This window comes from Kribbella sp. CA-294648, from assembly GCF_050943845.1.
In the GTDB taxonomy this organism is placed as follows: Bacteria; Actinomycetota; Actinomycetes; order Propionibacteriales; family Kribbellaceae; genus Kribbella.
In genome coordinates this window covers 5,583,987-5,597,296 of sequence record NZ_CP191981.1, presented here as the reverse complement: position 1 = coordinate 5,597,296, position 13,310 = coordinate 5,583,987, and the positions used below count along the sequence as shown (strand labels likewise).

General features: G+C 68.8%; 12 protein-coding genes. 2 read left to right on the top strand and 10 right to left on the bottom strand.

Annotated features, from left to right (window positions below; translation table 11 throughout):
- Positions 1–85 precede the first annotated feature (85 nt).
- Genes ACQPYM_RS26395 through ACQPYM_RS26385 form a run of 3 tightly spaced genes read right to left on the bottom strand, consistent with a single transcriptional unit; the run spans position 86 to position 4,231 of the window.
- Positions 86–1,552, bottom strand: a complete 1,467-nt coding sequence (locus tag ACQPYM_RS26395) for a cation:proton antiporter (RefSeq protein WP_433005203.1) — start codon at positions 1,550–1,552, stop codon at positions 86–88.
- A 17-nt stretch (positions 1,553–1,569) separates the two neighbouring features.
- Positions 1,570–2,913, bottom strand: a complete 1,344-nt coding sequence (locus tag ACQPYM_RS26390) for a SidA/IucD/PvdA family monooxygenase (protein ID WP_433005200.1) — start codon at positions 2,911–2,913, stop codon at positions 1,570–1,572.
- A 31-nt stretch (positions 2,914–2,944) separates the two neighbouring features.
- Positions 2,945–4,231: an ATP-grasp domain-containing protein gene (locus ACQPYM_RS26385; protein WP_433005197.1), complete on the bottom strand. Its 1,287-nt coding sequence runs from the start codon at positions 4,229–4,231 to the stop codon at positions 2,945–2,947.
- Positions 4,232–4,489: 258 nt separating this feature from the next.
- Between ACQPYM_RS26385 and ACQPYM_RS26380 the strand changes: the two genes are divergently transcribed.
- Positions 4,490–5,323, top strand: a complete 834-nt coding sequence (locus ACQPYM_RS26380) for an AfsR/SARP family transcriptional regulator (RefSeq protein WP_433005194.1) — start codon at positions 4,490–4,492, stop codon at positions 5,321–5,323.
- Positions 5,324–5,393: 70 nt separating this feature from the next.
- Here ACQPYM_RS26380 and ACQPYM_RS26375 read toward each other — a convergent pair whose 3' ends face one another.
- Positions 5,394–6,680, bottom strand: coding sequence for a glutamate synthase-related protein (locus tag ACQPYM_RS26375; protein WP_433005191.1), 1,287 nt, complete (start codon positions 6,678–6,680; stop codon positions 5,394–5,396).
- A gap of 133 nt (positions 6,681–6,813) precedes the next feature.
- On the opposite strand from ACQPYM_RS26375, the gene ACQPYM_RS26370 reads away from it, so the two are divergent.
- On the top strand, positions 6,814–7,830 hold the full coding sequence (locus ACQPYM_RS26370; RefSeq protein WP_433005188.1) for a matrixin family metalloprotease: 1,017 nt from the start codon (positions 6,814–6,816) through the stop codon (positions 7,828–7,830).
- On the opposite strand, the gene ACQPYM_RS26365 is transcribed toward ACQPYM_RS26370, so the two are convergent.
- From ACQPYM_RS26365 to ddaH, 6 genes are read right to left on the bottom strand one after another with little or no spacing between them, the layout of a single operon-like run.
- The gene (locus ACQPYM_RS26365; protein ID WP_433005185.1) at positions 7,815–9,089 is read right to left on the bottom strand and encodes an amino acid permease; all 1,275 of its coding nucleotides are present in this window, start codon (positions 9,087–9,089) and stop codon (positions 7,815–7,817) included. The genes ACQPYM_RS26370 and ACQPYM_RS26365 overlap by 16 nt on opposite strands.
- A 28-nt stretch (positions 9,090–9,117) precedes the next feature.
- Positions 9,118–10,131, bottom strand: a complete 1,014-nt coding sequence (locus tag ACQPYM_RS26360) for an asparagine synthetase A (RefSeq protein WP_433005182.1) — start codon at positions 10,129–10,131, stop codon at positions 9,118–9,120.
- Positions 10,070–11,440, bottom strand: a complete 1,371-nt coding sequence (locus tag ACQPYM_RS26355) for a methylaspartate mutase (RefSeq protein ID WP_433005179.1) — start codon at positions 11,438–11,440, stop codon at positions 10,070–10,072. The genes ACQPYM_RS26360 and ACQPYM_RS26355 overlap by 62 nt, the downstream gene beginning before the upstream one ends.
- Positions 11,437–11,943 carry a cobalamin B12-binding domain-containing protein gene (locus ACQPYM_RS26350; protein ID WP_433005176.1) on the bottom strand — a complete coding sequence of 169 codons (507 nt, stop codon included), beginning with the start codon at positions 11,941–11,943 and terminating at the stop codon, positions 11,437–11,439. Before ACQPYM_RS26350 ends, ACQPYM_RS26355 begins: the two co-directional genes overlap by 4 nt.
- A gap of 17 nt (positions 11,944–11,960) precedes the next feature.
- A complete protein-coding gene (locus ACQPYM_RS26345) occupies positions 11,961–12,326 on the bottom strand; it encodes a hypothetical protein (RefSeq protein WP_433005173.1) in 366 nt (121 codons plus the stop codon).
- A complete protein-coding gene (gene ddaH / locus ACQPYM_RS26340) occupies positions 12,323–13,201 on the bottom strand; it encodes a dimethylargininase (protein WP_433005170.1) in 879 nt (292 codons plus the stop codon). The genes ACQPYM_RS26345 and ddaH overlap by 4 nt, the downstream gene beginning before the upstream one ends.
- Positions 13,202–13,310 lie beyond the last annotated feature (109 nt).

Sequence of the window (13,310 nt, the reverse complement as noted above, 5' to 3'; positions counted from 1 at the left end):
TGCCTCACGCTGCCCCGGTCGTCGTCAGTGCTGCCTTCGGCCGCTATTCGATCACCGGCGGCGTCACCTGGACGTAGTCGTGGCGTCACCGAATGACGGGTGCCGCGTCACCGCTGGCATACGTATCACCAGTGGGTAGTTGCCCGGTCGCGCTACGTTCCCGAATGCCCGGTCCGAGCAGCCGCAACAGCGGTGCGGCCATCATCGTGGTGATCAGAGCCATCATCACCATCACCGTGAACGCGCTCTGATTGATGATGCCGACACTCAGACCTGCGGACAGTACGACAATCTCGGTGATGCCCCGGGCGTTCATCAGAACGCCGAGACCGAGCGCTGAGCGGCCGGGGAGTCCAGCACCCCGAGCCACCGGTACGGCGCCCAGGAACTTGCCCAGGACCGCGGCAACCAACAGCAGGCCACCGGCTGCGAGCACCTGAGGATGCGACACGGCCGCAGTGACATCGGTGCGCAGCCCGATCGAGGCGAAGAAGACCGGCACCAGCAGAGCGCGGTTCAGCCCACCGAGCTGGTCCGCCACCTGTCGGACCGGCAGGCTGTCCTTCGGCAGCACGATGCCGGCCAGGAAGCCACCGAAGATCGCGTGCACGCCGATCGCGTCGGTCGCCGCGGCGAGACCGAGGATCAGGCCCAGTACGAGCAGTACCAGGATCGGGGTGGGCAGCGAACCGGCGTACCGGTCGGCGAGCAGGCGGAGGAGCGGCTTGAGGACCAGCACGGTGGCAGCGCCGAGCAGGATGGTCAGGACGAGCGCCACGAGGGCGTCAGCGGGATCCGCGGACCGGATCATCGCCAGCACGATCGCGAGCGCACACCAGGCCAGTACGTCGGCGACGGCGGCACACAACATCGCCAGCGAGCCGAGCCGGCTGCCGAGCAGGCCACAGTCCTGGACGATCCGGGCCAGTACCGGGAAGGCGGTGATGCTGAGCGCCGTACCGATGAAGATTGCGAACGGCAACCGGTCGACACCCTGGCCGGCCAGGGTCGTGTACAGCGGAAGGGCAACGACCACCCCGAGAGCGAACGGGACGGCCATGATCGCGAGACTGGCCCCGGCGATCGCCCCGCGGTCGCGGCCGACCCCGTCGCGGCCGAAGTCGGTCCCCACGGTGAACATGAAGACCGCCAACCCCGCTTGCGCCAGCAGGTTCAGGTTGGGCAGCACCTCGGTGGGCACGATCGCGTTGAACAGCCAGGGGGCCAGCGCTCCGATCACAGACGGTCCGAGCACCAGGCCGGCGATGATCTCCCCGACCACCGGCGGCTGACCGATCAGCCGGGCGAGCCGGCCGAAGACGGTGGCCAGTGCGCAGACCACCGCGACCGCGATCAGCAGCCGCCACATCAGTGCCGCCGGTGTCGGTCCGGCTTCCGGCGCGGCAGCGGCGGCTGTCGCGGGGTGCCCGGGATTCAGCCAGCCGGCGCCGTACGCGATGCCGAGGAGGGCGACCGCGCCGGCGACGAGAGCGCCGGCGACGGCCAGTCCGCGACCGGGTTTGGGCAGCAAGGAACCATCGGTTGCAGACATGGGGAATGTCTCCTCAGTTAGCTGTGCAAAGCCCCATCAGCAGACAGGGGTACGGCGGCAAGGTGACCGTTGGTGGCCCGGTGGGTCCCGTTGACCCTCGTTCCGGCGCGCCGGGTGAGCAGGTCCTGCGCGATGTCACCGGCCCGGTTGCCGAGCACGCTGAGCAGCGAGTCGGCGATGCCGTGCGTTGCCTCGTTGACCCCTTGCAGGTAACACGCCGCGTCCGACTGTTCGTTCAGCTCCAGCCGGTACCGCCGGCTGACCTCGATCCGGTCCAGTCCGATGGCCGCGGCCAGATCGCGCACCATGGCAGGCATCTCGCGGACGAACCCGGTGCCCAGCAGCACCAGGTCGCGGCGCAGCTCGGTCACCTCGTCGGTCCGCCGGTCGGTGAGCTCGAGGACGATCTCGTCGCCTTCCTCCCGCGCACCGGTGATGTCGGTCATCGTCACCAGCCGCCGCCGGTCCACACCGGCCAGCTTGTCCAGATACATGCTGGTGTAGAGCTCCTGCAGCAGGTCGGTCTCCACCCCGGAGTAGTTGGTCAGGTGCATCTCCCTCAGGATCTGCTCCCGGCCTTCCGGCCGCGCCTCGAAGACCTTGTCGATGTACGACGGGTAGTACAGCTCGTTGGTGAACTTGTTCGTGTCGTACGCGCGCAGCCCGATCGACCGCATCACCCAGCTCACGTCGCCGGCCGGCAGGTCGGTCTGCAGGGCGCGGAACATCTCGGCCGCGCTCTGCGCCGCACCGACCACAGCTATCCGGTGCGCTCCGGCCTTGTCCAGCTCGGAAACCCGGTACCGGTACTGCGTGCTGTGGATCAAACGCTCGGCTGGAAGTCCCGCCAGTGTCGGCGGCACATATGGGTCACGACCGGCCCCGATGACCAGGTACTTGCTGGAGATCGTGGTGCCGTCGGCAAGTTTGGTCAGCCAGCCGGTCAGCGTGCCGGCCGCGTCGCGGACCGGTGCGATCGACGTACATTCGCAGCCCAGCTGCAGCTGCACCTTGCGCAGCGACTGGGCGACCCAGCTGAGATAGCCGGAGATCTCCACCCGGTACGGCGTGAAGCTGCCCATGTTGATGAAGTCGTCGAGCCGGCCGACGCTGCGCAGGTAGTTGAGGAAGGTGAACTCGCTGCGGGGGTTCCGCAGCGTCACCAGGTCCTTGGCGAAGGCCACCTGGCTTTTCGTCCAGGGCAGCAGGAGACCGCGTTGCCACTCGATCGAGTGCCCCCGCTCGATCACCAAAGTGTTCTCGGCCAGGCCGTCGACTCCGAGCTCCTCGATCGCGACGGCGAGGGCCAGGTTGGCCGGCCCTCCGCCGATGGCGAGCAACTCGACCTCACGGTTTGTCATGCGTGCTCCCCTTTGTTCACACGGTCTCGGCTCACCATGGCCGTCCGGAATACTCGGTCTCGTTCAGGGCGTCGTACTTCAGTTCGACCAGATCCACCGCGGCGGACAGCCGGTCGGCACAGGTGGCGGGATCGTCCGCGGTGCAGATGACGTAGGCGTGCCGGCCGATATGAGCCCGCGGTGGCAGCCGGACCGTGGCGCCGGTGGCAACCATCGGGTGCGCCTCGAGCAGGCCGGGACTCGCGCCCGGCGCGGGCACGGTGATCTCCACCACCCGGCAGTCCTCGGGCGGATAGCAGAACCGGATGCCCACACAGGTCCGGTGATCGGCCGCCAGGGCCGGCCGGAGGCCTTCGGCGACCTCGACCAGGACCGTCCCGGGATCGATGCCAGTAGCAAGTTTCCCGACGTACGGGATCAGGTCGCCGCCGAGCCGGCCGTTGATCTCGATCACCACTGGGCCGCGCGCACTGAACCGGACCTCGGTGTGGGTGATCCCGTACGGCGCACCGATCGCGGCGTGGGCGGCCCGGAGCAGCTCGCGCAACTCCGGATCGGTCAGCAGCGGATCGTTGCCGTCGACCAGATGGCCGATCTCCTCGAAGTACGGGGCCGGGCCGAGTTGCTTGTGGGCGATGCAGAACGGCAGGTACTCGCCGGCCACCACCGCGCCGTCGATGCTGATCTCGGGGCCGTCGACAAGTTCTTCGATCAGCGCACCGCCGTGGTACTCCACCGGACCGTTGCGGCTTGAACCATCTGCTCGGTTGAACGCGTCGGCGATCCCGTCCGGTCCGTCGACCAGCGCGACGCCGATGCTGGCGGCCATTCCCCGCGGCTTCACCACCACCGGATAGCCGATTTCCGCTGCCGCGGCGGCAGCCTCCTCGGCCGTCGTCACCACCGCGAAGCGCGGCTGTGGAAGACCGGCATCGGTGAGCGCTTGCCGCGTTCGGGCCTTGTTGCGGCAGCCCTCCGCGCCCTCGGGCGTCAACCCGGGGAGCCCGAGTTTGTCGGCCACCAAGGCCGTGATGATCACTGACGGCTCGTCGTAGGTGATGACTCCGCGGACCTGATGCGCTTGGGCAACGGATTCCGCAGCCGCGAGCAAAGCCTTGTGATCAAGGACCAAACCATCTCCCGGCAGTGGCAGCACCACGGTGCTGCCGGCCAGGTAGGGCTGTTGCCAGCCGGCCGGTTCGTCGTCGATCAGCCACAGCGGCCGGCGTTTGGCGGCGCCCTCCATCAGGTATTCGCGGTACGGCTGGAAGCCGCTACCGAACTGCAACACGACACCGTCGATGTTGTCGTCGTCCACGCGTTTGCCTCCCGGGTCAGCACTACCGAACGAGAGGAGCCGACCTGTCACGGGTGATACAACGTGTGCCGCCGGAATTGACAGATACCCGCCTGCCCCAATGCCTTGCTTGTGATTAGTTGACGCCTCAGACTTCACGGCAGGTAATGCGGAGGTCACTGGAAGGGGAGATCGACGATGCCCAGGCCGGGAGGCGATTCCGCCCAAAGCTCTCGCGGTAACGGAGTGTCGGCAAGTCATCACCAGAAGTGGGAATTCATGCCTGTGGGGGAGCATATGCAGTTCGAAACTGTTGCAGCGGAGCGTCCTGACCAGGACGCCGAGCCGACGGAAAGTCAGGAAGCGGCCAAACTCCGGCTGCTCGACGGCTTCCGGGTCATCGTCGACCAGCAGACGCTGTCCATTCCGCTCAGCGCGCGGCGGGTAGTTGCCTACGTCGCGCTCCGCGGCCGCTCCAGCAGGGCAGAGGTGGCCGGCACGCTGTGGCCGGAGGTCTCGGACTCGAAAGCCCAAGCGTGCCTGCGAACGGCCTTGTGGCGGCTGCGCCAGCTGAGCAAGTACCCGTTGGTCACCGGAGACGAGACGCTGCGCCTGGACGAGTCGCTCGACGTCGACGTCAGCCGTCTCGTCACTGCCATTCGCCGAGTCATCAACGAAGGCGAGTGTGGTGCCGACCAGGGTCTGTTGCCGACGCTGGCCACGATGGGCGAGCTGCTACCGGGCTGGTACGACGACTGGGTGCTGCTGGGCCGGGAACGCCTTCGCCAGTTGCAGTTGCACGCACTCGAGCTGACCGCTCAGGCGTTGACCTGCGAGGGCCGGTACGCCGAGGCGATCGAGGCCGCGATGGCCGCGGTACGGCTGGAGCCGTTGCGGGAGAGCGCGACCAGAGTGCTGATCGAGGTGCACCTGGCCGAGGACAACGTGGTCGAGGCGATCCGGCGGCTCGAGTTCTTCCGCAAGAGCCTGGCCTCCGAGCTCGGGGTCGAGCCGACCGAGGAGCTGGTCCAGCTGGTCCGCAGCCGGCAGACCGTCTCGCACGCGCGGCGCGATCTGCCCGAGATGCTCGGCCGCAACCGGCATCTGGCCTAGCCCACAGCGGTGGGTCCTGCGTCCGAAACCCCTCGGACGCAGGCCCTCCGGACGATCACAGCCAAGCACATCAGAGCACAGGCGGGCTCCAGACGTCGTCCTGGTCGAGTGCTTCGACGTGGTACTTGCCGAGAGCACTGACGAGGAGCTGGAGTTCGAGGGCGAGGCACTCGACGAGGTTGGTCAGGCCGTGCTCGGGATCGGTGTCCACCGCGATCAGCGCGGCCCGGCCCAGACCGGCCGCGTTCGCGCCGAGGGCCAGGCACTTGGCGACCCGCGCGCCTTCCCACATCCGGCCTGACACCAGCAGGCAGGACGGAGCCGGCGTCGGGGTTGGTGCGGCTCGTTTGTTGCCGATGCGGCGCAAGCACTCGCCGAGTGGCAGACCGACCTGGTCGAGGAACGCGCGCGGGGCCCAGCCGGTACCGGCTTCCGCGCCATCGACCGTCACGGCATCCGCACCGGCTTCCCAGGCGACCTCCGCCGCGGCCGCGACATCACGCGCGGGCGGCAACTTCACCCAGATGCGAGCTCGCGGATAGTTGTTGCGCATCAGCCGGATCTGCTGTCGCAGGATCTCCTCGGTGAAGGTGCCGGGGCTGCTGCTGCGCAGTACGCGGCCGTCGCCGGCGATGGGGTCGATCAGGTACGCGTCCGCGAGTCGCTCGGCGGCGGCAGCGCCCATCAACGTCATCCCGCCGAGCCCTGGCTTGGCGCCCTGGCCCACCTTCAGCTCGAACGCGAGTCGCCCGGACTGCAACAGGGGCAAGGCATTCGGGTCGCTGTAGACCAGGTTCCACACCTCGGCGTCGGCGTCCTCGGTGCTCTGCTGGACGACGACACCGCCGTACCCGTCGAGGGCCTCGGCCTGGTAGGCGCTGATCCGGCCGAGCAGGGAGCGTTCGGCGTCGGCTTCGAGCCGGCCGTAGCTGTTCATCGGCATCACGTTCTCGCCGACGACCATCGGGATGCCCAGCCGCCCGGCCTGCCGGCTGGCCGCGATCCCGAGGGCGACACTGGCCGCCTCGGTCGAGCCGAAAGCCGAGACGTACAAGGGCAAAGCGGACCGGAACCCACCGATCCGGGTCTCCAGTACGACGTCCCGGTACACCGGCTCGCGGGCCAGTTCGACGAGCTGGGCCAGCCGCTGCGGGACGAAAACCGGTGGCACCAGCCGCAACCGGTCGATCAGGCAGGACGGATCCGTACCGCTGGTGTCGGCGCCGAACAGCGAGTGCCCGTACTGGTCCGCGGGCGGAAACGCATCGGCAGCACCGGCTCGGGCCCGGCTTCGGACAGCTGCCTCGGGAAACGACTCGGCGCGCAGGGTGCTCTCCTTCGATCGGCCTTTGCCCACCAGAGGCTGTGGCCGACCCCCGAAAATACGAACCCGCCGGTCCGCCCTCCGGACGGCCGTATCACTGACCGTCACGCCGTCCCTCCCACTGGTACTGGGGAGGCCTACTTTCTTCAGCCCTGGGGGGCAGACCATGAATTCCGCACGCGCGCTCACACTCCTGACGGCCTTCACGTTAGGCGTCAGCTCAGTTCCACTGTCCGCAGCCGGTGCCACCGCCACCGCCAGTCCGTGCCGCTTGCCGGGAGGTGTCCTGCCGTCCGCCGCACTGGATGCTCGGTCCGTGCAGGAGTGCGGCGCCATCGGCAGGCTGATGGATGCCGGTGACGGCGTTGCCCTTCCAGTACAGGCACCTGGGGGCAGCGTCACCATGGACCTGTTGTTTCCCGATGGTGCCCGCACCTACTCGCTGACCACGGACGAGCAAGGCCGGGTGACCACCACGAAGCATCCGGCGCCGGAGCAGTTCCAGGACCTGCCGGGTCCCGGGGCGTGCGAACGCGACAGCTATCAACTACGTCCGTACAAATGGGACAAACCCTGGCTGTTCCGTACGACGAAGGGCACCGCGCTCGCCACCAACCGACAGTCCGACTTCGACGCAGCGGCTCGACGCTCCACCGCCAACATGACCCAAGGACGCAACACCTGCGGCATGAGCGGCCGGACCCATGCGAGAGGAGCCTTCATCGGCCACACCGCCAGGCAGGGCAACTTCGTGTACGCCGACGGCCAGACCACGTGCGGCGACTCCGACGGCCACAACGTCATCGACACCGGCGACCTACCGGGCGACTTCCTCGAGGCGACTCTGGCTTGGACCTGCACCTGGGCCGAGACTCGCCACGGTGTCACGCGAGCGGTCTCGGCCGACATCCGGATGAACGACGCCGACTACAACTGGACCTACCGGCCGGGTGACGATCCCGCCTGCGACCCGGCGTTTCCGCCGGACCAGCAGCGCTGGCGCTACGACGTGGAATCCGTTCTGACCCACGAGATCGGCCATGTGTACGGGCTGGTGAACCTCAGCGCCCCCGAGGACCTCAACCAGACGATGTACCCCGGCATCAGACGCTGCAGCGGCCACATGCGCACCCTCGGTCGCGGCGACGTCCTCGGCATGCAAGCGCTTTATGGACGTCGCTGAGCTCGCGGCCCGGCCAGCCGGCGGTAGAGGAGGGCGGCTGCGGTGACGAGCAGGGCCCAGATCAGGTACGGGCCTGCCATCAGGAGGAGGACCACCACGGCGCCCTGCGCTACCAGGGCAGCACGGCGGGCCTTGGTGCCTCGGGGGAGGAGCTTGACGGCTGCGGCGACACCGACGGCGTACACGGTGACGAAGAGGCCGGTGGTGAGGAGTACAAGGGGAGACGGGCCGATGCCGGCCGCCATCACGATCAGGGCGGTGGTGATCGACATGCTGCAGAGCAGTGCGAGGCTGCGGCGCGGTATCTCGCCGGCGGCGCTGCCCTGGGCCAGCCACGCAGGCAGGGAGCCGTCGCGGGCCAAGGCGGCGCCCAGCTTGGAGGCGCCCGCGTAATACGCGTTCATGGCGCCGAAGCTGAGTAGGAGTGCGGCAACGGCGGCCAGGATGCGGGAGTTGCCGCCGAGACCGATGGCCAGAAGGTCGCCTAGTGGCGCACCGGTCTCGGCGGCGCCCTCCCCGAGAACCGTGATGGTGGCGAAGGCGACGCTGAGGTAGAGCACGCCGACCACGACGACCGCGATGGCAGTAGCTCGCGGTACGTCGCGGGCCGGGTTGCGGAACTCAGCAGTCAAGTGCGTGACGGCCTCCCAGCCGACGAAGCTCCACACCAGCAGTGCTGCGGCTGGGCCGATCGCCTGCCAGCCATGCGGCGCGAACGGCTGCAGGTTGCCCAGGTCCGCATGCGGCAGCGACAGCGCGACTGCTCCGACCAGGAAGACAGTGAGCAAGGCTGCCAGGGCAATCTGCACCCTGCCGGTCACCTGGATCCCGAAGGCGTTCGTGGCCGGTACTGCTACCAGCAGGACCATCATGGTCGCGAGCACCGTCGTCTGACCGCCGCCTACACCGGCCTCGACGTAACTACCGGCCCAGAGCGCGGCTGCTGGACCACCGACGGGTACGGACAGGTAGAAGCACCACCCGACGACTGCGGCCGCCTTGTCCCCGAACGCCAGCCGCGCGTACGTCGCAACGCCACCAGCGTCCGGGTAGCGCGCACCCAGCGCAGCGAACGTTGCTGCCAGGGGAGCGGACACCAGCGCGAGACCGATCCAGGCAAGCAACGACGCCGGGCCCGCTACGTCGGCAGCGAGGGCGGGCAGGGCTATCACGCCGGTGGCCAGCACGGCCCCGACGTACAGGGCCGTGCCCTGGCCGAGGCTGAGGCGGCCGGCCGGCTGGGTGGTTGCGTCCGTCATGCCGGACATCTTCGCGCCCAGGTGGGCCTCACGGCGAGGCGATCCCCGGGACCTTGGGGAAGGCGCTGGCCTGCCAGACCGAGTCGAGCCCGGCGACGTACCGGGTGAACCGTTCCAGGCCGAGCCCGAAACCGGCGCTGGGCGGGACGCCGTCGCGCAGCATCTGCAGGTACCACGCGTACTTCGCCGGGTTCTCGGCCGTCTCGCGCATCCGCGACACGATGGTGGCGTAGTCCTGCTCACGCTCGCTGCCGCTGCACAGTTCGCCGTACCCCTCGGCGGCGATCAGGTCGAAGTTGCGCAGCATGCCCGGCTGGTCGAGGCTTTCCTTGTCGTAGAAGCCGCGCGAGCCCTTCGGGTAGTCGGTGACGAAGAACGGCCGGTCCACCTGCTGCGACAGCTTCGCCTCGCCGACCCAGTCGATCTCCGCGTCCGGGCTCTGGTCGTGGTCGATCGCCTGCAGGTCTGCCACCGCGGTCGCGTGCGTCCGACGGCCGAAGGCGCCGGTCAGCACCTCGGCCAGCGCACCGGCGTCCCGGCCGACGGCTTGCAGCTCGGCGGGCAGGTCGCTCAGGACCCGCTCGACAACGTGCTTGACCAGGTCCTCGGCCAGCGCGATCGCGTCGTCGCGGCCGGCGTGGGCCATCTCGATGTCGATCTGGTGGAACTCGGCCAGGTGCCGGCTGGTCGACGCGGTCTCCAGCGGCTCTAGCCGGATGTTCGGGGCGATGAAGAAGATCTTGTCGAACGACGTCAGCGCGGCCTGCTTGTAGAGGATCGCACTCGTCATCAGCTTGTACCGGAAACCGTAGTAGTCCACGTCGACCTGCTTCGCGCCGCGGGCGCCCGGGTCGGTGACCGGGCCGATGATCGGCGGCAGCAGCTCGGTGAATCCCCGGCCGGCCAGGAACGTGCGGGTCGCGGCCAGCATCTTGTTCTGAATCACCAGCACCGAGCGGGTGACCGGCGAGGTCAGGTGCTCACGCGGACTGGCGGGCAGCCGGGCTTCGGCCTGGGCTGGGGGGATCCGGGTCTCGGTCATCTGCTGTGCTCCCTGTGAGTTCGTCCGGCCGGGGCGCGGCCCGGTATTCCTGCTCGAGACTGGCGTTGTCGAACTTGCGCTCCATGTACGACAGCGAGGTGAGCAGCCCCGCGGCGGTCAGCTTGGTCGCCTCGGTCGCGCCGACCACCTCGCGGATCGGCATCGACCCGATGGCCGACCACTGCAGCCGTCCGGAGCTGTCCAGATGACTGCGGGTCCGGCCCGCGTTGTCCGGGTGCAGGCAGTACGGCACGTCGAGGTATCCGCGGCGGAACGCGCTGACGAGGGCCGCGCCGACGTCGGGGTCGAGGCTGACGACCGCCTCGATCAAGGCGCTCGCCTCGGCGTGGATCCCGGTGTCGAGGACATCGCCGATGATCCTGGTGCAGCGATCGGCGGCGGCCGCGGCGGTCTCCAGCGCGGCGACGTTCTCGGCGAAGGTGGGGATCCGGTAGCCCTCGGCAACCGTCTTCACGATCAGCCTCGCCGAAGCCGTCCGGACCGCCAGCCGGGCCGCCTCTTCGAGCAGCCGGGAGGCTCCGTCCGGCGTCCGTGGGTAGACACCCATGTAGGTGTAGATGACGACGTGCCAGTCGATGTCGGGCAGCCACTGGGTGGCCAGGCGGCGCATCGCCAGTACTGCCTCGGCATCCTGGTCCGGGTCGGTCTGCTGCGCATAGCTCAGCGACACGCTCCGAATGCCGTGCTGGCGGAAGAACATGCACTCCAGCACGCTCAACGCGACCAGCAGTCCGGGCGGGCAGAGCTGGCCCATCATGCAGCCGCCGAAGCTTTCGATGTGCGGCTCGACCCCTGTACTGCGTACGCCGGCCAGCAGTTCGCAGCTGCGAGCCCAGTTGGGGATCGACTCGGTCAGCGGCACCCGGCTGTAGGGCAGGCAGTACGAGACAGGCCCGCCCTCCGTCGCGTGCAGGCCCGCGTCGATCAGTGCGGCGATGATCGACTCCGGCAGCGGCGACCCGTGCCTGATCTGGACCGGAAAGTCGGGACCGACCACACCGTCCAGCACGCCACGCGTGGTCGCCGCGTCGTGCGCGACGATGGGGTAGCCGTTCAGCTCGACTCCGGCCGCGAGCGAGGCTCGGGCGCTGGCGTCGTCCCCGGTACGGGTGTAGCTGTCGAGCGTGATGGTGCCGACCGTGGTCGCTGCCGAGGCCTTGGTGAGCAGCAGGCCCGCGCGCATCGCATCGGCATCACTGACCCCCATCCGCGGCTGGACGACGAGCTTGCCGGCCGCGTGGGCGCGCGCGACGAAGTCACCGAACGAGCCGGTGGAGGCGAGGCTCACGCGCCGTACCCCGGGTCCGCGACGGCGCCCACCGGGCCTGCTGGAGCGGCGCCAATTGCGAGCCGGCCGACGAACGACTGGAAGGCGGTCAGCCCGGTGCCGTCGTCGAAGACCGCATCGAACCCCGCGGCCATCAGCTCGGCCTGGCTGAACTCCGAACCAGGTCCGGCGATGCCGAGCTTGCCGCCGATCACGGTCGGGATGCGAGTCAGTTCCGGGTGGCCCCGGAACTGGCCGATCACCCGCAGACCGTCGTGAAAACCATGTCCGTTGACCGTGCTGACCACCACCAGGTCGGGGCGCAGCCGCAGGCTCTCGGTGACCAGCAGCTCGTCCGGAACGCAGGCCCCGAGGTTGTGCACCCGATGGCCGAGCTCTTCCAGTACCAGCTGCAGGAACACCAGGTTCCAGGTGTGCGAGTCCGACGAGACGCTGGTCAGCAGGACGGTCAGATCGCCGTCCCCGACGGCTCTGCCGGCAGGGACGGCGGCGACGTGATCCATGACAAGCAGAGGACTTCTCATCCTTGCCCTGATACACGCGACAGGTCTGCCGGTTCGACGATCTCGTCGAGCTGGGAGACACCGGTGGCTGCCTGGGGTCCGTACCGCTCCCAGCGTTCGTGCAGCCGGATCTGCCCACCGGGCAGCACTTCGGGCGTGCTCTCGCAATGGCCGGCCAGCAACGTGCCGTCGGCAAGCACCATCGTGTAGGTGAACTCGAGGGTGCCGTCCGGATGGCACAGGCCGCTCAGCGACCCACGCCGTACCCGGCCGCCGCTGAAGTCGGCCCACAGGAGGTCACCGTGCTGCCGGTACGCCGCGACGGGTCCATCGCCGTCGGCGTGCGCGGCATCACGGAACCTCCTGCCGTTGTAGTCGATCACTGGGCCCTCTGGTCATGCAGTTCGAGCGTGCAGCACTTCACCCCGCCGCCGGCCCGCAGCAGCTCCGAGACGTCCATCCCGATCGGCTCGAAACCCGCGTTGCGCAACTGGGCGGTCAGGTTGGCCGCACCTTCCGGCATCAGCACGTGCTCGCCGTCCGAGACCGCGTTCAGGCCGAAGGCCTCGGCGTCCTCGGCGGTGGCGATGATGGCGTCCGGGAAGAGCTCACGCAGGATCGCCTGGCTGCCAGGGGTGAAGGCGTCCGGGTAGTACATGATCGTGCGCTCGTCCAGTGCCGCCAGCGCCGTGTCCAGGTGGTAGAACTTGTCGTTCACCAAGGTCAGGCCGATCACCGCGCGGCCGAAGTACTCCTCGGTCTCGACGTGCGCGCGGCGGTCGGTACGGAAGCCGTTGCCGGCCAGCAACCAGGGTCCGGCGGCCAGGTAGTCGCCTTCGCCTTCGTTCTGCCGGGTCGCTTGCTGGACGGAGAGTCCACGGGCGGCGAACCAGTCCAGGTAGCCCGCCGACTCCGCGACCCGCTCGGGGAACCGGAACCGGGCGACCAGCGCGCGGTCGCCGTACACGGTGGCGCCGTTGGCGGCGAAAACCATGTCCGGCAGCCCGGGCAGTGGCGGGATCAGGTCGACCGTGTGGCCGAGGTCGACCAGCTGGTCGTGGATCCGTTGCCACTGGGACATCGCGATCGACTGGTCGGTCGGTTTGCCCGGATCCATCCACGGGTTGATCGAGTAGGTGACGTCGAAGTGGGTCGGCGGGCACATCAGGTAGTGGCGGACGGTACTCCGCCGCGCGACCACGCCGGACGGGTGGCCGGCCGTGGCCGTCGAGGTGCCGAGCTCGGTGATGAGGTCCATGCCGACAAGAGCGCGCCAGGGGCCCGATCAGATACCTGGGCGGGGGAGTGTATTTCCGCAGCCGCCCGGAGGTCTCTGTCCGAGCAGGAGCCGTTCTGGCTTCGCCCAG